Below are 18833 nucleotides of genomic sequence, written 5' to 3' on the forward strand. Positions count from 1 at the left end.
CTTAGATATTGATACCCACGTGGGCCAACGCCTGACGCAAGATATTTTCGCGGCCACCGGCAAACGCGCCTTGAATATCTGAGCTCAGGGCTTCGGCCGGGGTCAGCCAGGTCAGTTCCAGAGCATCTTGGCGTGGAGTGGATTCACCGCGCACCGGAACGATGTAGCACATAGAAACTGCGTGCTGACGGTCGTCGGTTAATCCGGTTTCACTTGGTGCCGGGAAGTATTCGGCCACGGTGAAAGGAACCGGCGAGGCCGGAAGCTGTGGCAGCACCATGGTGCCCAGGTCCTTCTCGATGTGGCGAATCAGCGCGGCACGAATGGTCTCGCGGTACATCACACGACCAGAAACGAAGGTCCGCAGCATACGACCGTCATCGTCACCGGTGAGCAGAAGACCCACTTCATTCACATAACCCAGCGGGTCAAGGCGAACCGGGATCGCTTCAACATAAAGCATCGGTAGGCGCTGACGCGCTTCGTAAAGATCTTCTTCAGAAAGCCATCCGGGATACGGATCTGGGGTACGCACGTTCATGCTTCTATCTTCGTACACAAACCCCGCTCCATGGGTGAAGCTGTATCTGTGTTGCGCAACTCACCAACTGCACGCCAGCGCACTCTAGTACCGCCGGAGGTCTAAAGATAAAATTAGTTAAGCTTTCCTCAATTCTCGCCCCTTGCGTTCGCCGTGGGCACCGAGAGCATATTTCCTTTTCAATTACTCGTGGAAGCAGATTCCAGCCGTGACGAACGCTCCAGAACGACTGAGCAAAAAGAACTTCACCACGATTGCGGTGCTGATCGTATCCAGCTTCGTGGTCATCCTGAACGAAACAATCATGAACGTGGCATTACCTGTTCTGATGCACGAATTCGACGTAACCGCTGATGCAATTCAGTGGCTGTCCACCATCTTCATGCTCACCATGGCAGTGGTCATTCCGATGACCGGATTCTTGCTGCAACGCCTGAGCGTACGCAATGTCTTTGTCCTAGCCATTGGCATGTTTACCTTGGGCACCATTCTGGCGGCCTTGGCGCCAGGACTGACCGTCCTGTTGGTTGCCCGCGTGGTCCAGGCCTGCGGTACCGCCATCATGATGCCGCTGCTGATGACCACCATCTTGCACCTAGTGCCAGCTGAACGTCGCGGTGTGCTGATGGGCAACGTATCCATCGTGATCTCCGTGGCCCCAGCCATCGGCCCGACACTTTCGGGTTTGATCCTGCAGTACCTGTCGTGGCGCTTCATGTTCATCGTGATCATCCCGATTGCGGTCGCAGCACTGATCATCGGTACCCCGCGTCTGTCCAACGAAGTAGACGGTGCATCCACCCCGCTGTCGTTCACCTCGGTCCTTTTGGCTATCCCGGCCTTCGGTGGCTTGGTCTTTGGCCTGAGCCGACTGTCGGTAGGCGTGAGTGCGCTGAACATTGGCATCCTCGTTGTAGCGTTGCTCTGCTTGGCTGCTTTTGTCTTCCTGCAGCTGCGGTTGCAGAAACAAGATCAGGCGCTGCTGGATCTACGTCCGCTGAACTTCAAGGACTTTACGCTTTCGCTAGTGCTGATGATGTTTGCCATGATCTCGCTGTTCGGCGTGATCATCTTGCTGCCAATGTTCTTCACCAACGTGCTGGGCATTGATACCCTGACCACTGGTTTGATCATGCTTCCTGGCGGCCTGCTGATGGGCATTTTGGCCCCAATGGTTGGCAAGTTGTATGACCGGTTGGGGGCCCGTCCACTGATCGTTCCTGGCGGAATCATCTTGCTGACCTCGTTGCTGGGCTACGCACTGATCTTGAACGAAAGCACCCCAATTTGGTTGCTGGTTGTGCTGCACCTGGTGATGAGTTTGGGCTTGGCTCTGATCTTCACCCCTGCGTTCACCACCGCGCTGAACCCATTGCCGCACCACCTGCACTCGCACGGTTCGGCACTGCTTTCCACCTTGCAGCAGTTGGCTGGTGCCATGGGTACCGCTCTGCTGGTGGGCGTTGTGGCAGCGACTACCGCCTCCAAGATTGCCGCGGGTAGCGATCAGTTGGCCGCTACGGTTGAAGGCTTCCAGCCTGGATTCCTCATCGGTGCTGGCTGCAGCGTTGGCATCATCGTGATTGGCTTCCTTCTTGGTGGCAAGAAGGAACTGGTCAGCTTAGGCGCGCAAGAGGCCGAAGCAGAAAAGCACTAAACGGTTTAACACCTAAACAGCTGGATACTCAACTACTGAGTATCCAGCTGTTTGTGCATCTGGGGTGTGCCTAGTGCTTTTACCGCAATGCTTTTACCCCAGTGCACTGGGCAGTAGGCTGGCTGGTAAATGTACGCACTACAAAGGGGTAAGCATGCAGCTGCAGGATTCAGTCGCTTTAGTCACCGGTGGACTTTCGGGTTTAGGCCGGGCCACCGCACAAAAGCTCGCGGCAACCGCCAAACATGTTGTCGTTCTTGACCTGGCGCGAGAGGACGGCGACGAAATTGCAGCACAGATTGGTGCCAACGTTCGCTACGCCCCGGCAGATGTCACCGATGCCCAGCAGGTAGCTACCGCCATCGAGCGGTGCAAGGAACTCGGTGCGCTGCGAGTTGTGGTTAACTGCGCTGGCGTGGCCACTCCCGGCAAGGTACTGGGACGAGATGGCGTACTGCCGCTGGAACGCTTTTCAAAGGTTTTAGAGATCAACGTGAACGGCACCTTCAACGTCATCCGCTTGGCTGCTGAAGCGATGGCGCATAGCGAAGCACTGACTGACGCTCAAGGAACCACCGAACGTGGAGTCATCGTTAATACCGCTTCAGTGGCAGCCTTTGATGGCCAGATTGGCCAGCCTGCCTACGCCGCTTCTAAGGGAGCGGTGGCCGCGATGACCTTGCCGCTAGCCCGTGAACTGGCCAGTCACCAGATTCGGGTTATGACCATTGCTCCGGGGATCTTCCACACGCCCATGATGGATTCTCTGCCGCAGGCTGCTCAAGACTCCTTGGGAGCTCAGGTGCCCCACCCTTCGCGATTGGGACGCCCAGAAGAATACGCCGCATTGGCGGAACACATCGTGGCTAATCCAATGCTTAACGGCGAAACCATCCGTCTTGATGGTGCTATCCGGATGGCTCCGCGCTAAAGCGCGATGTGGCGCGGCAGGTCCCATAAACCGTGGGCCTGCCACACTGCGTCCGGTGCTCCGCGTGGCTCATCCGAAACGATCGATTTTCGCGTCCGTATAAGGCACCTTCACCGGGCAGTTTTGCGGGCGGGGTATACGGGAATTCTAAGTTCTTGAGACTTCGGTGTTTTGAAATCGTCAGGAATCAGATCGGAGTCTGTCCCGTATGCCGACCGGCTTACGGGACGTTGACCCACCGCCGTCTCACGGACCCGGGTCCTACTGTTGAGAACAGATCAATGACGCCGCTATGGGGCGAGATTTTCTGCGGGCGGATCCCCTAGGCAATGAGCATTGGTGCGAAGGAGTTGTGATTGGATGGTGGGATGAATTCGACCTACCGTTTCTCTTCCGACGACGCCGATATCGATCGGGAAAAAGTGCATCACTGGCTCAGCGAGGAGAGCTACTGGGCAAAGGGAAGATCCCGCTCAACACAGGATCAGGCGATGAACGGATCCCGAAACTTTGGCGTCTACGAGACAAACTCGGGCAGGCAAGTCGCCTACGCGCGTGTAGTCACGGATGGGGTCACGTTTGCCTGGCTTTGCGATGTATTCGTGGCCCCTGAAGTCCGCGGGCAGGGAATCGGCGTTGCCCTTCTAGAAGGCGTTATTGAGGTATTCGAGCCACTGAACTTGAAACGAATGCTTCTATCAACGGGGGATGCCCACGGCCTCTACTCTAAGTTTGGGTTCGAGCCTCTTGATATCCCCTCGAAGTGGATGCAGAGACTAGCGGAACAAGTAGCCCGGTAAGGGTTCGGCCTACGGGCAGTCCCGGATGGTCACTTGACGATAACGACGTGGTTTAGTGGATTCATGCCGACGAATATCGAAATCAAAGCCCGCGTGGCCAGCCTCGAGACCCTGATTCCGGTTGTCGCGTCTTTGGCAGACGCAGGGCCAGAGCATGTTGCCCAGGACGATACCTTTTTCGTTTGCCCCAATGGCAGGCTCAAGCTCCGGGTCCTTGACGACCGACACGGTGTACTGATCTTCTACCGCAGGGCAGATCGGCTCGGTCCCAAAACATCCTTTTACATCCATTCGGAGACAGCCGACCCCGAGGGGTTGCGATCGGTCTTGGCCCTCGCCTACGGCGAGGCCGGACGGGTTCGGAAGCACCGAATGGTGTTTCAGATCGGTCAGGCCAGGGTGCACCTCGATCGCGTTGAAGGACTGGGCGAGTTCGTGGAACTGGAAGTGACCGTGGGCGACAAAATGGACTCTGAGGCAGCAATTTCGGAAGCACACCGGCTCGTTGAAGCATTCGGAATTGAGGAAAGCGCGCTCGTGACGGGTGCGTACCTGGACCTGCACGAAACCAAAATCAACTAGGCGCTGTAAGCGGCTCCTGAGAAAAACTCACGATCTGGGGAAATCCGTCCCAGTAGGGGTTCCGCCTACGGGCGTCGTCTCTCCGAGTAGGTTCCTAGGCGTCGAAGAATGGAAGTGCTTTTGCCAGACCGGTCACGACCAAATATGCGGGATCGGTCGGTACCCAATCTGAAAAATCGAGGCGCAGACGGTCGGAGACTACGGCTCGCCCGGCAAGAACATCCCGCGAGATACCATCGTGAAGATATCCGAGCTTACGCGAGACGCCTTGCGAACCAACGTTGTCATGGAATACCTCGGTCAGCGCCGCAACTGCTCCCAGTCCCTCAAAAGCAAGACTCAGCAAGGCTGTCCGGGCCTCAGTACCAATGCCTTGTCGGTGAAATTCAAGGCCAAGCCACGACTCGGTTTTTACTTCACGCAATACAGAAAAATTGCGTGCCTTTAGCGTGACCATGCCTACCGGCTGGTCTCCACGAAATACGCCCATTTCCAATGCCCAATCTTCCGCACACCACATGCCCCGGCGGCTCCAGTGCTGTTGCAACACGTGGAGTGCCCGCTCACGAGGAGGAAGATCTGTCCAAGGTGTCAAGAAGGGGTGCTCACCAGGTTCGTGCACGCCGCTGGCCGCAACCTGGGCGAGTACGGACAGCTCGTCATCGTTTGGAACGCGGAGTTCCAAATGTTTGGTTGAAAGCGTCAATTGGGCGAGAGGCCAGTAATCGTTGAGCATTTCGCAAGTATGGCACGGCAGGGTTCGCCGAATCACGTTGATGCGCGCGAGAACCCGCAAGCAGACTGCCGCCGCCGTCCCGTAGACCGTTCCTCTTGCGGGCTGACTACAATGTGCAGGAGTATTGAGGACTTCGGAAAGTGGCACCTTGTTAGTTTCTTGTTTCCTGGTCAAGCACGACCGTTTTCGACCACAAACAATTGTTCAGACCGCGCTGCACACAATTGTTGAGAACCAAGTTGTGATTCGATGCCAACTACCGCTTGCTCACCAGCGCTAGAGTCTACGTAGGGGCGTTCTATTTGCCCCTCATGAGTCTGCAGCAAGGTATTTGCTTACAATGTCGCCACGTGAGAGGAATTCAACTGATGAACGATTGGGTCATATTTCATCACGAGGACGATGCCAAAACATCGGTTGAATATGACTGGGCGTGGATTGACACGTTGATTGCTAGATTGGTCGAGCTGCAAGCAGTCGAGAAGAAGTCCTCACATACCGATGCTTTGGCTGGCTGCATTGAAGAGCTTGAACATGCTATTTCTTCAGCCCTGTCGCATGGAGTTTCCGTTCGTGCGATAGGTGTTCGTACAAATTTGAGTCAAAGCGACGTTGCCCGAATACGGGACACCGGACGTCTATACGAAAGATAGGAATGAAAATTCTTTTAGGCCTAATCCTGTTTCGCTTCCAGTAAGTCGGCTAGATGACCGGCGCTTCGGCCAACTGCTGAGCAGAGCTGAAACTACGGTCAATTCCGGTCAGTGGATCAGTAAAGGAAATGGTGTGCGCCAACAGCTGTAGCGGGCGCTGGTAATCATCCGGAGCCAAGTCCCACAAACGCGGATAAAAAGCATCATTGATAATTCCCAGACCCAATGAAGCTAGATGCACGCGCAACTGGTGGGTTTTGCCCGAATGCGGTTTGAGATCCATCAACGCAACTTCCACTCCTGCATGGTGACCTGCACTGCGGCCTACGGCTTCAACATCAATGAAGGTCTTTGCATTGGGTTCACCATCTTTGACGACGGATCGCAACTGTCCCTTGACCTTGGACATGCGGTTTTCGTAAACCATGGGCATCTGGCCAAGCAAGTTGTGCAGTTGCGCTTCGTCTTTGACCAGTGAATGTTCGCCGTTTGGCTGAAGCACTCGGCCGGTTTCCAGACCCGCTCCGGGCTGCAGTGCGACGACCGCTTTATAGCGTTTGCTGATTTCACGGCGTTCAAAAAGCATCTGATAGTCGCCGCGGGTTGCTGGGTTCACGGCAAAAAGAATGACGCCCGCGGTGGCACGGTCCAACCGGTGCATCGGAACAAGATCATCAATGCCGGTTTGGTTGCGCAAACGAACCAGAGCCGATTCTTGGATGAATCGTCCACCGGGAGTGGTAGGCAAAAAATGTGGCTTATCGACAACCAGCAAGTGTTCATCTTGGTGCAGGATCTTGGCTTCAAAAGGAATTGGCGTTTCTACCGGCAATGAGCGGTAGTACCAGATGAACTCGTGTTCATCCATGGTTGTTTGGCGGTCTAGAGGCACGCCGCCGAGTCCAACAATTTCTTGGTTATCAAAGCGTCGCAAGATGCCTTCAGGATCCACATGGCCAAAGCGTTCCAGCAGATAATCGGCCACGGTGGCCCACGCTCCGTCTTGCGGAAGCCGCAAACGGGTTGCATTAACGCCGTTACGAACGGGGAGCGGGGATTCCATAGCCATAAAGGCTATTCTTTCATCTCTTCAGTAGGGCTTCAGACCGCCGGTTGGCAATGTGGGCACCAGTAGCAATCTCGCTCGGAACCTTCTGAAGTTGATGGGATCTTGAGTAACGCGATAGGGGTGCCGCAGCGAAGGCATGGTTTTCCTGCACGGCCATAAACCCAGAGCGGTTCTCGGGTCCGTTCGGTGCCGGTGGTCACGCGACGAGTCCGGTCCTTATTTACCGTCAGCAGACGGTGGGCCATATGAACTACTGCCGGAAGGTCAGCAATCTGGCCGACTTGGGTCAGTGGGTGTAGACGTTTAAGAAACAAGATTTCGCAACGGTACACATTTCCCACACCGGCCATCAGCCGTTGATCCAGCAATGCTTGGCCAATACCTTGCTGTGGATGACTTTGCAGGTTTTCAACCGCCACCTGAGCGTCCCAATCCGCACCCAACAAATCGGGTCCCAAATGACCGATGAGTTCAGCCTCTTGTTCGGTAGGTACCAAGCGCACCTGAGCAATATCAAAGCCCACGGCCGTCACCGTAGATGTTTTGAGCACTACGCGTGCAGTGTGCGCTGGTTTCTTCCAACGCTCATTCGAGGCATACAGATCCCAGCGCCCTTCCATCAGAAGATGCGAGTGCAGGGTCAGTGGCTTGGCAGAGAATTCAGAAGACCCAGCGACTGGAGGATGCAGTCGCATCAACAGGTGTTTACCCGCTGGAACTACCTCATGCACAACATAGTCTTTGAGATCTCTTGTCGCCAAGGCCGGAACTCTAAAATCAGAAGACAGTAAGCTCTGCCCTGCCAGGGCTTGGTGGAGCCGTGCAGTGGCACGATAGACGGAATCACCTTCAGGCATGAGAGCTCTTCTTTCTGTTCAGGAATCAGCGCCGGAATCGAATGCCTTGCGGCGTCGAATAGAAACCTGCAGCCAATAGGGCGGCTCCCACCGGATGGTCGAGTATAGGTTGACCGTCCACGGTAGCGATGGCAATTTTCTCCACCTTGGCCGTGCGTAGGGCAGCCACCAGATGCATGGCAATGATGTTCCATGACTCTTCTGGAAGCTGGGCAAAAGTTAGCACCGTGCGGCCGCCGCGTTCCAGGTACAAACACAATTGACCATCCAACATCCCAACGATGGCACCGGCTTTGCGTCCAGGGCGGTGCCCGGTCTGCGTGGCTGGCCAGCCCAGCGCCGCACCATAAGGATTGGCCGGGTCTGTCGAAGCGAGCACCATGGCTACAGGCTGACGGCGAGGATCCTCGGAGAGCTGGTATCCACGCAAACGGTCAATGGTGGTTGAAGTGGAGAACTGGGCAGCACCCAGCTTTTCCACGAAGTAACCACGACGGGCATGCCCTGCTTCTTCCAACTTGGACAACACCCGGTACAGCTGACCGAAGCCGCCAGGTACTGCTTCGGCGGCGACCGAGCCGCGGGTAAGTACGCCATAGCGTTCCAGCATGATCTCTGCTGTCGCATGCGCTGAAATGGTGGGATCCGCTACCGGCTGGGGGAGCAAAGACCAACGCGCTGAACCGCGTGGACTACGCATCGGGGAGCCACCGTGATCCTGCGCAAGACGGTTCAGACCCGAGAGCCTGTTGAGCCGTGCGGCACGGGCGCGCGGTGCCGGTTTGGCGATCTTGTGTGCAGTACTTCCGCCGGCCAAGTAACCGCGAATCGGAGCCAAGGTGTCGGGTGAAATATATCCGGCCCAGAAAAGCCTCCAGCATGACTCAGCAATGTCTTGGGCACTGACCGGAGGCTTATCCGGATGGTGGATGCGGGCGGCGAGTTCCTCAGCAAAATAGGCGCCGGTTGATTCAAAGGCTTCAAGCACGCGCAGATCTATGGCCTGAAGGCTACTGACATCAGGCGTTGGCAAGGAGAGCGCTGCGTGTTCGGCAGTATGCAACGACAACCAGCCGTCTTTGCCACCGGCTGCACCTGCGCCACACACCAGAATATCTCCCGCGCTGCACAGTTCATCTAGCCACGAGCTTTGATAGCCGTTGAGTCGGGCAGGAAGAATGAAGGACTCCAGCGCGGAGGCGGGCACTTCAGCTCCAGCAAGTTGAGCGATGATTTCATAAAGGCCATCGGGGCCACTAAGAGTTGATCCAACCTGCTGCCAGGCGGGAAGGAACCGGGCATAGGTGTTTTGATCAACCGGCTCCACCTCAGCGCGCAGGGCAGCCAAAGACCTGGTGCGAATGGTGCGCAGCACTTGGACATCGCAGTATTCATCACCGCTGATGCCCTCGGGCACAATCTCCACCGGGCGGAAGGCGCCGACCGATAGTCTGCCGGCAGCCACCAGCTGGTCGAGTATTGGTCGCAACACCGCAACACCCAGTGAGAGTTCTGCAGCAATTTCGGTGAGCGTAAAAGGAACATGGGTGCGCGCGTAGCGTGAGATCAGATCTTGGATGGGGTCGGCCACCGGCTCCAAGAACGCCGCCGGAATCCCGGTGGGCAGCGGGGTGCCCAAGGCATCACGTAACTTGCCGGCATCTTCGATCGCGGCGTAGGCCAAGGACCCACTTTGACGCAGGGTGAAAGCACGGCGAGTGGCAACTAGGGCTTCGGCATGTTCCCTTGCGGTAGCCGGATCTATTGGTGCACTGTCCTCATTTGGATCTCGCAGTCGGGCGGCTAAGGCCTCGCTAGTCAGCGGTCCCAAGAGACGCAGCAGGTCGGCTGCGCCTTCCATTCCGGCTAAACGCCGGTTATCTGCTCGATACTGCAACTGTTCCTGCAAGCCGGTGATAACTCGAGGATCAAGGATTTCACGCACATCATTGCGGCCCAGCAATTCACCGAGCAACACCGGATCCAGACTCAGGGCTGCTGCACGGCGTTCAGCCAGTGGCGCATCAGATTCATAGAGGAATTGTGCAACATAACCAAAGAGCAAGGACTGGGCGAAGGGCGAAGGCAATTCGGTGGTGACTTCTACCAGCCTGATGGCGCGTGAAGAGACCTTGGAGAGAATCGAGGACAACGCCGGCAGATCATAAACATCATTCAGGCACTCGCGTACCGTTTCCAAGATGATTGGGAAGTCCGGGTAATTCCGGGCGACATCCAATAGTTGGCTGGCCCGCTGACGCTGCTGCCACAACGGGGTGCGCTTGCTCGGATTGATCCGCGGCAGCAGCAAAGCCCTGGCGGCACACTCACGGAAGCGCGAAGCAAACAACGCCGAATTTGCCACCTGCGAGGTGACCACGTCAATGATTTCATCTGCTTCAAAGGCAAAAAGATCTGCGCCCGGCGCCTGATCATCCATGGCCGGAATGCGCAGCACGATTCCATCGTCGGCAGCCATAGCCGAAGCATCCAGACCCCAACGTTCGCGCACCCGTGCACCGACCGCCAACGCCCACGGGGCGTGGACCGCTAGGCCAAAGGGAGAATGCAGGATGACCCGCCAGTCGCCAAGCTCATCATGGAACCGCTCGATCACAAAGTTCTGATGGTTGGGCACCTGACCGGTCGCCCGGCGCTGCTCACCCAAATAGTTCAGAAGATTATTGGCTGCGTAGTCATCCAACCCACCGGTACGCAAAACACCTGACGCTTCGCTTCGTTCGCTGGCCAGCAAACTCGTGGTGAATTCACCTAGCGCCGCACCAAGTTCCACCGGACGGCCCAGACCGTCACCGTGCCAGAAAGGCAGTTTGCCGGGTTGGCCAAAGGCTGGGGTGACCAGCACTCGGTCATGGGTAATGTCTTCAATGCGCCAGCTGGTCGCACCGAGCGCAAAGACGTCACCCACCCGCGACTCGTAGACCATTTCTTCATCCAGCTCACCCACACGCTTGGGAGCCTTGTCATCTTCGGCCCCGGCTAGGAAGACACCAAAAAGTCCACGGTCTGGGATGGTGCCACCGGAAATCACGGCCAAGCGTTGCGCTCCAGGGCGCGCTACCAATGTGCCGGCATCTCGGTCCCAAATCAGCCGTGGCTTCAGGGTGGCAAATTCATCTGAGGGGTATTTGCCCGAGAGCATGTCCAAGGTGGCCAGATAGGCGCTGCGTGGGAGCTGTTGGTAGGGAGCGGAGCGGCGTACGGTCTCGAACCACTTCTCAACTTCCAAGTCGTCCATGGCCACTGCGGCCAGAGTCTGCTGGGCCAACACATCCAGCGGGTTGGCCGGGATAACCATTTTTTCGATTGCTCCCTGGCACATGCGTGTGACCACCAGTGCGGTGGAGAGTAGGTCCGCGCGGTGCTTAGGGAAAAAGATGCCTTGAGAGACAGAACCGACTTGGTGTCCGGCACGGCCCACACGTTGCAGACCAGAGGAGACGGAGTTGGGGGACTCGACCTGGATGACCAGATCCACCAGGCCCATGTCGATACCGAGTTCCAGCGAGCTGGTGGCCACCACCGCGCGCAGCTTGCCCAGCTTCAGATCCTCTTCAATCTGGGCGCGCGCATCCTTGGACACCGAGCCGTGATGGGCGCGGGCCAGCAAGGGTGCTTCGGGATGGGCGGCAGCGGTAGAACCGGCTTGAGCCATCAAAACTGCTGGGGACGAGGTGGACGTATCCTCTGCGCTGAATCCCTCACGCTCAGCGTAGATGTCGTTGAGTCGTCCGGTCAGGCGCTCGGCCAACCGGCGGGAGTTGGCGAAGATAATCGTGGAGTGGTTTTCCAGCACCAGATCCACCAACTGATTTTCCACGTGTGGCCAGATGCTTGCCGATGCTGTGGGGGACGAGCTAGGCCCTAAATCGTGAGCGCCGGCAGCCGAAGGCAAATCGGTCATGTCTTCCACCGGGACGCGTACGGCCAGTTTCCACTTTTTGGTGGATGGTGGGCGCACAATATTCACCGGTGCGGAGCCTGCCAAGAACCGGGCAACCTCTTCGGGTGGTTCCACTGTGGCCGAGAGTCCGATGCGTTGCGCCGGAGTCGGCAGTAACGCATCAAGGCGTTCCAAAGACAGCGACAAGTGGGTCCCACGCTTGGTATTGGCGATGGCGTGGACTTCATCGATGATGACGGTGTGTACCTCAGCCAAGGTTTTACGCGCTTGGCTGGTGAGCATCAGGTAGAGCGACTCGGGGGTGGTGATCAGGATTTCGGGTGGATCCTTGAGCAGCTTGCGCCGGTCATTGGCCGGGGTATCGCCCGAGCGTACGCCCACCGAAACCGAAGGCTGGGTTAGACCCATCTCGTGTGCGGTGGCGCGGATGCCAGCTAGTGGGGAGCGCAGGTTGCGCTCAACGTCTACGCCGAGGGCTTTCAACGGCGAAATGTAGAGGACCTTGGTGCCGTTGCCTGCAGGGTGATCAGCATCGGATTCCAGTCCCGGTAGCGCGGGACTATCCAGTTCTGCGTGGTGCAGTCGGTCTAATGCCCAGAGGAACGCGGCCAGGGTTTTACCTGAACCTGTTGGTGCAATGACCAGGGTGTGTTTCCCATCGGAGATGGATTCCCAAGCACCACTTTGCGCGACCGTGGGCGCAGTGAAGACGTCGGTGAACCACTTGCGGGTGGCCGCACCAAACCGGGAAAGCACATCACTCATGGAATCGATACTACGTTCTACCCACGACAGTTCGAGAACGGCATCTTTGAATCACTGTGCTGTCTTGGCGTCTCGGGTCCTCGCCGTTGGTTACGGTGCATCGTTCAGAGGCATTGGTGGACCCGAGCCATAACATTGGATAGTGCGCTAAGCATTGGTACGGAAGTTCAAACCTGCTCCGGTTCATGACCAGATGATCTCGTCCAAGCTCATCCGTTCTCGGCTGGTTCCCGAAGAGGCTAGTTCACCAGCAGCGTGGGTGGCAGTGCCGAATGCGGTTATCGAAGTAACCTCCCAGTGGTGCGGAATAACGAAGTCAGAAGTGACGCCATCTCGGTCGAATGCCCTGAACTGGTGCGCTGCTAGTCCCATAGCTAGGCCCTGGAATGTCATATGCGCGACGGCTTGCCCGAGATCGTAGCGAGCGAACTCTGAATACTCCCAATCCGCTGTGCCTTCAACGAGGGTGTGAGCAAGATTCACCACCAATAGCGAAGCGGCTGGCGCCCAGAGCGATGAGCTTCGAGCTAGACGCCGCACGATTCTCTGATGATTCGCATCGCCTCGTCGTGCAACGATAAATTTCCATGGCTGCGAGTTGCCCGCCGACGGTGCGTGCCTAGCTGCATCTAGTAGCGCGTGGACCTCTGCAGTTGTGAGCGTGAGGGTGGAGTTGAATCGAACCGGACTGTACCGTCCAGCCAGCGCAGGATGAATTATTGTAGGTTCATCTGGGACGTGGCATTGAGTCATGCCTTTTATTCTCTAACAGTGCTGTGCAAGCACCCTAAAACCATTGCGTCATTTACCCACAGTAATTTCTTGAAGCGCAGCGGCGTGGCCAACATATGCTCGACGCCCTGACGTAGTTAGTGAAACTCGCATGTGGCTGCGGCCCAGTTTGGTGAAGCGTTCAACTTGAACGTAACCTGCATCGCTGAGCTGTTTGAGGTGTTTGCTGAGTACCGAGTCTGTAACGCCGAGGATCTGTTTGAGGTGCGTGAATACTGCCCAGTCGACCGGGGCCAGGCTCGCGCAGATCCGTAAACGAAGCGGCGCGTGGATCAGCTCATCAAACCGAGCGCTGCTAGTGGACTTGGTCATTGCCGTCCTCGATACGCGCCTTGTTGTAGGCCGATTGCATCTTGGTCACCAAAAACATGCCGCTGACGAAAGTGACAAGAATTTTCGCGAGAACTTCTGAGAGATGTGTGGCTTCCCAGAACCTGAGGCAATTGATCAGCAGGATGCAGAGAAAGAAATACCCTGCGTAAGCGCCTGTCAGAAGGCTGGGACTGTTGAGCAACGATCGTGGTTTGGCCCGACGGCGTTGAGCCAAGACATACCAAAGGATCAACGGAAGATAGAGCATCGCTAACCAATAGGCTTGTGGCGGAAAAGCCTGGAACAACGTGAAGATGACAGCCGAGACCGCGACGACGGTGGTGAGTAATCCACGGGGATTACCAGAAGCTCTAACCATCTGTTGTGAATCTTGCTCGACCGATTGAAGAAGCTTGACCGCGCGATCCTGTTCCATTTGATCCTTTGACGAAGGCATGGCACTCCCTTTCCGTTACGGAAAGTCTTATCTTTCCATATTGGAAAGTCAACGTGTTGACTTACACGTGGTGGTATTTTCCACCGGCCAAGATGTCCTGCGCGCGGTAGAGTTGCTCGGTCAGAATCAGGCGCACCAGCTGGTGAGGGAAAACCAGCTTGGATAGGGACCAGGTGAAGTCGGCGCGGGCGTGCACCGTTGGATCCACTCCGTAGGCTCCACCGATGATGATCACGACGTTGCGCGAAGAATCGATAGGGGAGCGCAGCGTGTTTGCCAGTGCTGGAGAGTTGACATTCTTGCCGCGCTCGTCGAGTAGCACCACAAAGTCGCGGTCATCAATTTTTGCCAAGATGCGTGCGGACTCTTCGGTGCGCGCCGCATCGTTTTCGCGAGACGAGTGGTTGAGCAACTGCCAAGTGAGGTTAAAAGGTTTTTTTAGTCGTTTTTCGTAGCGGGAAATTCCTTCGTCTACCCACGACTCATGTTTCTTGCCAACTGCCAGCACCTTGATTGTCATGCTTCTATTGTTCCGCATTCGTCGGTTGAATGCTTTGTTAGGGTGCACCGATACGATAGAGGGTATGAGAACACCCAGACCACTTCCGCAAGGCCAGCGACCCAGCGGCATGCAGGTGCTCTGGATGATTTTTGGCATCGTCGTTGCCATCTTCTACTTCACCCGACGTGTGCTGGTGTCCCTGCACGCCGGCGGGTGGGCCACAGACCTAGACGCGCCGACTTACCAATGGATATTGGATAATCAGTCGCCCGTCCTTTTTGCGATCTCTGATTTTTTGTATTTCTGGGGATCAACGCCGGGCATGAGCATCATCATGGTGCTCATTACCGGGCTGCTGAGCTGGAAAACACGAAGTTTCTGGCCGTTTATTTCCGTGGCGGTGACCGCAGCGGTATCCGTCGGGCTGACCATCTTGCTCAAGGCGAGCCTGCAAGTACATCGCCCGGAAGGTATTCCTAACGGGCCGACGCCGCCACTGTCCTATTCATTCCCCAGCGGCCATACTCTTAATGCCGCCGCGCTGATTGGCATCTCTAGCTACTTAGCAATCATTTACGGGCTGCGCCGCTATGCCTATCTCATCTGCATCGTGGCCACATTGTTTGTTCTGGCCATGGGAGCATCACGTATCTACATCGGACACCATTGGGTCTCCGATGTACTGGTGGGCTTGCTCATTGGAATCGCGTGGGCCGCGGTTGTAGCGATCCTGCATTACTTCTTTGTGCCGTGGCGCAATCTGCCTAGCTCAGCACGCGGATCGGTGAACCGTTAGCCCAAGCGCGGATATCTTCAACTGCGTCACGGTAGAACATTGAGAATTGTTCGATAGTTACGTAGCCAATATGCGGGGTCGCAATCACACCGCGTGTGCTCAACAACCGATCCTTGGCTGGCAAAGGCTCGGTGTCGAAAACATCGAGCGCTGCCAAATAGAGAAGTTCGTTTTCAAGAGCCGAAATGAGCGCATCGGTCTGCACAATTCGGCTTCGTGAAGTATTGACCAAAATAGATTCCGGACGCATCCACGCCAATTGTTTTGCCCCGATGACGCCAGTGCTGCGTTCGGAGAGCTTGAGATGAACGGTCACGATGTCGCTGGTGGCAAAGAGCTCTGCCTCAGAGACTAACTCCACGCCCACCTCTGTGGCCCGGGCTTTGGTGAGATTCTGGCTGTAGGCAACAACCCTCATGCCGAAGGCCAAGCCGACCTTTGCCACCTTGGATCCCAAGTTGCCCAGTCCGTACACGCCGAGGGTTTTTCCCGCCAGCCCCATGCCGAAACTTGTCTGCCATGGTGTGGCTTCAGCGCGGGGAGATTCTGAAGAAAACAGCTCCACGTCCAGTCGGCGGGTTGCGGCCAAGATCAGTGCCCAGGTATGTTCCACGGCATCGGTAGGGACATAGCCAGTATGCGAAACCACGACGCCGTGCGCGGCAGCGGCTTCCAGATCGATGGCCCCGTTGCGCCGGCCGGTGGTGACCAACAATTTCAACTGCGGGAGCAGTGCAAACCTTGATGCCGGGAAGGGGGTGCGCTCACGCATGGCCACGATGACATCAAAGTTCTTAAGTGCCTCACAGACGACGGCGTCATCGTGCGAGATGTGTTCGGTAAATACTGTCAGCTCAGCGTTGAGCTCGGTCGTCAGTGCCTCAAAATTTGCGAGGTCAGTAGCGACGTTCTGATAGTCATCCAAAATGGCAATGCGCATGAGCTCATCCTATGCGCGAGGTGGTCTTGCCGTCTTGTTTCTGCCGCACAGTGAACTTGCTACTTTGTAATAAACATCTGGTGTTCGTGGCCTCAAATGCACCACAAATCTGTGAGTTCATGAGAGCAGATCTGGCGCGTATTTCTGTGGCGGTCAGGATTCAATTCACAACACTCAGGTCTATGCTGTAACGAAGTTGGTGACATAAAATTGAAGGTAAGTTTCAAAGGGAACAAGCTTGAGAAACTATGCACCGATGAAATCCAGATGCATAAAAGACGACCCGACCTTAAGAAGAAACTGCGATTGCGCTTCAAAGCATTGGAAGCTTCAGACACACTGGCCAACCTTGTGCAGCGGGATCCAGGTGGGAGATGGCACCCACTTCAAGGCGAACGCGCGGGCACTTGGGCGTCAGAGCTCAGCGGAAATTGGAGACTAATCATCCAACCAATTCCCAATGAGCCTAATGCCCGCGAAGTCACAGTTTTAGAAATAACCGACTACCACTGAGAGGAGTCGACATGACCACCACCAATTACGCCGTTGCACCAGGTGAATATCTGGAGGAATGGATTGATGATCAGGGCTTCTCGCAGCAGAAAGTCGCAGATTTGCTGGGCTGTAGCCGCAAGCAGGTCAATGAGATCATCAATGGACATGCTCCCATCACCAGCGAAACGGCACTGCGTCTGGAACGTGTAGTGGGGATCGCGGCGACGACGTGGTTAAAGTACGAAGTGATGTATCGAAGCGATCTTGCCCGAATCGTTGATGAAGAAAATCTGGCACACTTTGCCGAGCAAATTGCACCCACCGCGGCGAGCTATCTGCGCAGCATCGGTGCCACAACAGCAAGCATGAAAAATCCGGGCAAACTTGTCTCAGATTTTCTTTCGTTTCATCGTTGTGGGACGTGGAAGGCCTATGACCAACAACATGCGAAGTCGCTGATCGGTGAATACGGTTTGGCGACGCTCAAGGATTCTGCGGCTCAGCTCGATCAGACTTCGTTGACTACCTGGTTGCGTGCCGCAGAACTGACGCAGGACTACGAGCGCGGGCGCAACTACAAGTATGAAGCGCGCAAATTGCGGGCCGTTATTCCTGAACTTCGAAAGCGTGCCGCCCAGCCAAATCCGGAAATGCTGAACGATATCGCGCGGATGCTCTCAGAAGTTGGCGTGGTTTTTATGGTCGTTGAGCCGCCCAAAAAGTTTCCGCTGTTGGGAGTAACTCGTTGGATCGACAAGCGGGTGCCGGTCATTCAGCAGACCGGGCGCTGGAGTAAAGACGGCTTTGTCATTTGGACGCTTTTCCACGAGATCGCTCATATCCTCAATGACCCGCGCGGCCAGATGCATCTTGAGTGCAGCACCGAGAAAAAACGAAGTAGTGCTGCCGAAAAATCGGCCAATGGTTTTGCGAAGCACGTTCTTCTTGGCACAGGAGGCCTGACACCGTTCCATGGCCTGACCCACGACAGACAAATAGCTGAGAAGGCACAGGAAATTGGAATTGCGCCCGGAGTCGCGGTTCATCAGATGCACCGACACCGAATGCTCGACTACAACCTCGGTAACTCGCTGTTCGTGAATCTAGAAGGAACCTTCAGCGCACAATAAATGGTGGCTGTCGGGCCTTAAGGTCACCTAGTTCCTATTAAGCCCGTGTTTCCTAGAATCTAGGGCTACTTTGAAATGACTCTCCGACATGTCGATGGCTCGTGTGGGTGTAGACGGATCAAATACTCGGAGCAATGAAAAACGAAAAAAGTCTGGGTCGAGGCCACGGAGCTCTACGTTGCCACCATGTCCATTAGCCGCATAGGCACTCCATCGTTGACGAATGTTGTCCACGCCATCTGCCTTACCCACGTAGTGTCGGCCATCCCTAGTATCAGTGATGAGATAAATTCCAATCACCGATGAGAGGGCTGTTCTCCACGATGAATACCGATGTTCGCGCATGATTGCTTGAAGCTGCGGGTAATCAAGCACAAGGCTGTCAAAGCCCGGAAAAGGTATAGGCCGAGAATCGGCGATCTCTACGACAGGATAATGGCTTGCTGTTGGACCGTTGAGGCGCCAAGTACGCGGAGAACGCCATCCGATGACAAGCCTATTCGTAAGATCGGAAAGATCGTCGGTCACTTCTAGATTGAACCGTCGAGAGGAACCATCGTTCGAAACTTCGCCATGATTTCGAACTACAGCCCAAAACCTTGCTCGGTCTCCGCCCTCCTTGACGAATACCACCCAGATGGAGGGAGGTATAGCGGGAAAAATTCGAGGGTTCGCAGACTGTTGCGCAGTGTACTCTAGGATCTCTTGATCAGTAGAATCCGCATGAATACCCTGCATTTCAGAGTCTTCGCGTTTCCCGACGAAGGCGTGCCGGATAACTTGAATTTGAGCGGGGTCAATCTCCGCACTGCGAAAAATGGAATCCAGGGTAAGAGCCATAGCCGATACTTTATCCAATGTGCATCATCCGCCCGGCATAGGAGGACTTGAAC

At 55.9% G+C, this 18833-nt stretch carries 19 protein-coding genes; 8 read left to right on the plus strand and 11 right to left on the minus strand.

Annotation, left to right across the window (positions count from 1 at the left end; all coding sequences use genetic code 11):
• Position 1: 1 nt before the first annotated feature.
• Positions 2-541, minus strand: a complete 540-nt coding sequence (locus tag AC1Z3F_RS15830) for an NUDIX hydrolase family protein (protein ID WP_131090487.1) — start codon at positions 539-541, stop codon at positions 2-4.
• A gap of 208 nt (positions 542-749) precedes the next feature.
• Between AC1Z3F_RS15830 and AC1Z3F_RS15835 the strand changes: the two genes are divergently transcribed.
• The 4 genes from AC1Z3F_RS15835 to AC1Z3F_RS15850 all read left to right on the plus strand — a co-directional run bounded on the left by AC1Z3F_RS15835 (position 750) and on the right by AC1Z3F_RS15850 (position 4511).
• Positions 750-2198: an MDR family MFS transporter gene (locus tag AC1Z3F_RS15835; protein WP_131090486.1), complete on the plus strand. Its 1449-nt coding sequence runs from the start codon at positions 750-752 to the stop codon at positions 2196-2198.
• Positions 2199-2352: 154 nt separating this feature from the next.
• Complete coding sequence (locus AC1Z3F_RS15840; RefSeq protein WP_131090485.1) at positions 2353-3129, plus strand: SDR family NAD(P)-dependent oxidoreductase; 777 nt, start codon at positions 2353-2355, stop codon at positions 3127-3129.
• 368 nt (positions 3130-3497) lie between these two features.
• Positions 3498-3929: a GNAT family N-acetyltransferase gene (locus AC1Z3F_RS15845; RefSeq protein WP_131090484.1), complete on the plus strand. Its 432-nt coding sequence runs from the start codon at positions 3498-3500 to the stop codon at positions 3927-3929.
• 63 nt (positions 3930-3992) lie between these two features.
• Entirely contained in the window at positions 3993-4511 is a 519-nt protein-coding gene (locus tag AC1Z3F_RS15850) for a class IV adenylate cyclase (RefSeq protein WP_131090483.1), read from the plus strand.
• 94 nt (positions 4512-4605) lie between these two features.
• On the opposite strand, the gene AC1Z3F_RS15855 is transcribed toward AC1Z3F_RS15850, so the two are convergent.
• Positions 4606-5247 (minus strand): GNAT family N-acetyltransferase, encoded by a 642-nt coding sequence (locus AC1Z3F_RS15855; protein ID WP_131090482.1) that lies wholly within the window; start codon positions 5245-5247, stop codon positions 4606-4608.
• A gap of 368 nt (positions 5248-5615) precedes the next feature.
• On the opposite strand from AC1Z3F_RS15855, the gene AC1Z3F_RS15860 reads away from it, so the two are divergent.
• Entirely contained in the window at positions 5616-5900 is a 285-nt protein-coding gene (locus AC1Z3F_RS15860; protein WP_131090481.1) for a hypothetical protein, read from the plus strand.
• Between the two features lie 49 nt (positions 5901-5949).
• On the opposite strand, the gene AC1Z3F_RS15865 is transcribed toward AC1Z3F_RS15860, so the two are convergent.
• The 7 genes from AC1Z3F_RS15865 to rlmH all read right to left on the minus strand — a co-directional run bounded on the left by AC1Z3F_RS15865 (position 5950) and on the right by rlmH (position 14597).
• Entirely contained in the window at positions 5950-6963 is a 1014-nt protein-coding gene (locus AC1Z3F_RS15865) for a pseudouridine synthase (RefSeq protein ID WP_131090680.1), read from the minus strand.
• Between the two features lie 38 nt (positions 6964-7001).
• The gene (locus tag AC1Z3F_RS15870; RefSeq protein ID WP_131090480.1) at positions 7002-7826 is read right to left on the minus strand and encodes a DNA-formamidopyrimidine glycosylase family protein; all 825 of its coding nucleotides are present in this window, start codon (positions 7824-7826) and stop codon (positions 7002-7004) included.
• Between the two features lie 25 nt (positions 7827-7851).
• Positions 7852-12516 (minus strand): ATP-dependent helicase, encoded by a 4665-nt coding sequence (locus tag AC1Z3F_RS15875; RefSeq protein ID WP_483566208.1) that lies wholly within the window; start codon positions 12514-12516, stop codon positions 7852-7854.
• Between the two features lie 183 nt (positions 12517-12699).
• A complete protein-coding gene (locus AC1Z3F_RS15880) occupies positions 12700-13269 on the minus strand; it encodes a nitroreductase family protein (protein ID WP_483566209.1) in 570 nt (189 codons plus the stop codon).
• 48 nt (positions 13270-13317) lie between these two features.
• Positions 13318-13620, minus strand: a complete 303-nt coding sequence (locus AC1Z3F_RS15885; protein ID WP_483566210.1) for a transcriptional regulator — start codon at positions 13618-13620, stop codon at positions 13318-13320.
• Positions 13604-14056 (minus strand): hypothetical protein, encoded by a 453-nt coding sequence (locus AC1Z3F_RS15890; RefSeq protein ID WP_483566211.1) that lies wholly within the window; start codon positions 14054-14056, stop codon positions 13604-13606. The genes AC1Z3F_RS15885 and AC1Z3F_RS15890 overlap by 17 nt, the downstream gene beginning before the upstream one ends.
• Positions 14057-14138: 82 nt before the next feature.
• Entirely contained in the window at positions 14139-14597 is a 459-nt protein-coding gene (gene rlmH / locus AC1Z3F_RS15895) for a 23S rRNA (pseudouridine(1915)-N(3))-methyltransferase RlmH (RefSeq protein ID WP_483566212.1), read from the minus strand.
• Between the two features lie 64 nt (positions 14598-14661).
• Here rlmH and AC1Z3F_RS15900 point away from each other — a divergent pair, with 64 nt between their 5' ends.
• A complete protein-coding gene (locus AC1Z3F_RS15900; protein ID WP_165477391.1) occupies positions 14662-15375 on the plus strand; it encodes a phosphatase PAP2 family protein in 714 nt (237 codons plus the stop codon).
• Here the strand turns inward: AC1Z3F_RS15900 and AC1Z3F_RS15905 are convergent.
• Positions 15344-16315, minus strand: coding sequence for a D-2-hydroxyacid dehydrogenase family protein (locus AC1Z3F_RS15905; protein WP_131090474.1), 972 nt, complete (start codon positions 16313-16315; stop codon positions 15344-15346). The two genes, AC1Z3F_RS15900 and AC1Z3F_RS15905, sit on opposite strands and share 32 nt — an antisense overlap.
• A gap of 210 nt (positions 16316-16525) precedes the next feature.
• On the opposite strand from AC1Z3F_RS15905, the gene AC1Z3F_RS15910 reads away from it, so the two are divergent.
• Positions 16526-16828 (plus strand): type II toxin-antitoxin system RelE/ParE family toxin, encoded by a 303-nt coding sequence (locus AC1Z3F_RS15910; RefSeq protein WP_131090473.1) that lies wholly within the window; start codon positions 16526-16528, stop codon positions 16826-16828.
• An 11-nt stretch (positions 16829-16839) separates the two neighbouring features.
• Complete coding sequence (locus AC1Z3F_RS15915) at positions 16840-17940, plus strand: HigA family addiction module antitoxin (protein ID WP_262198523.1); 1101 nt, start codon at positions 16840-16842, stop codon at positions 17938-17940.
• Between the two features lie 27 nt (positions 17941-17967).
• Here AC1Z3F_RS15915 and AC1Z3F_RS15920 read toward each other — a convergent pair whose 3' ends face one another.
• Entirely contained in the window at positions 17968-18780 is an 813-nt protein-coding gene (locus tag AC1Z3F_RS15920) for a GIY-YIG nuclease family protein (RefSeq protein WP_483566213.1), read from the minus strand.
• Positions 18781-18833 lie beyond the last annotated feature (53 nt).

This window comes from Glutamicibacter sp. MOO4 (genome assembly GCF_056934395.1).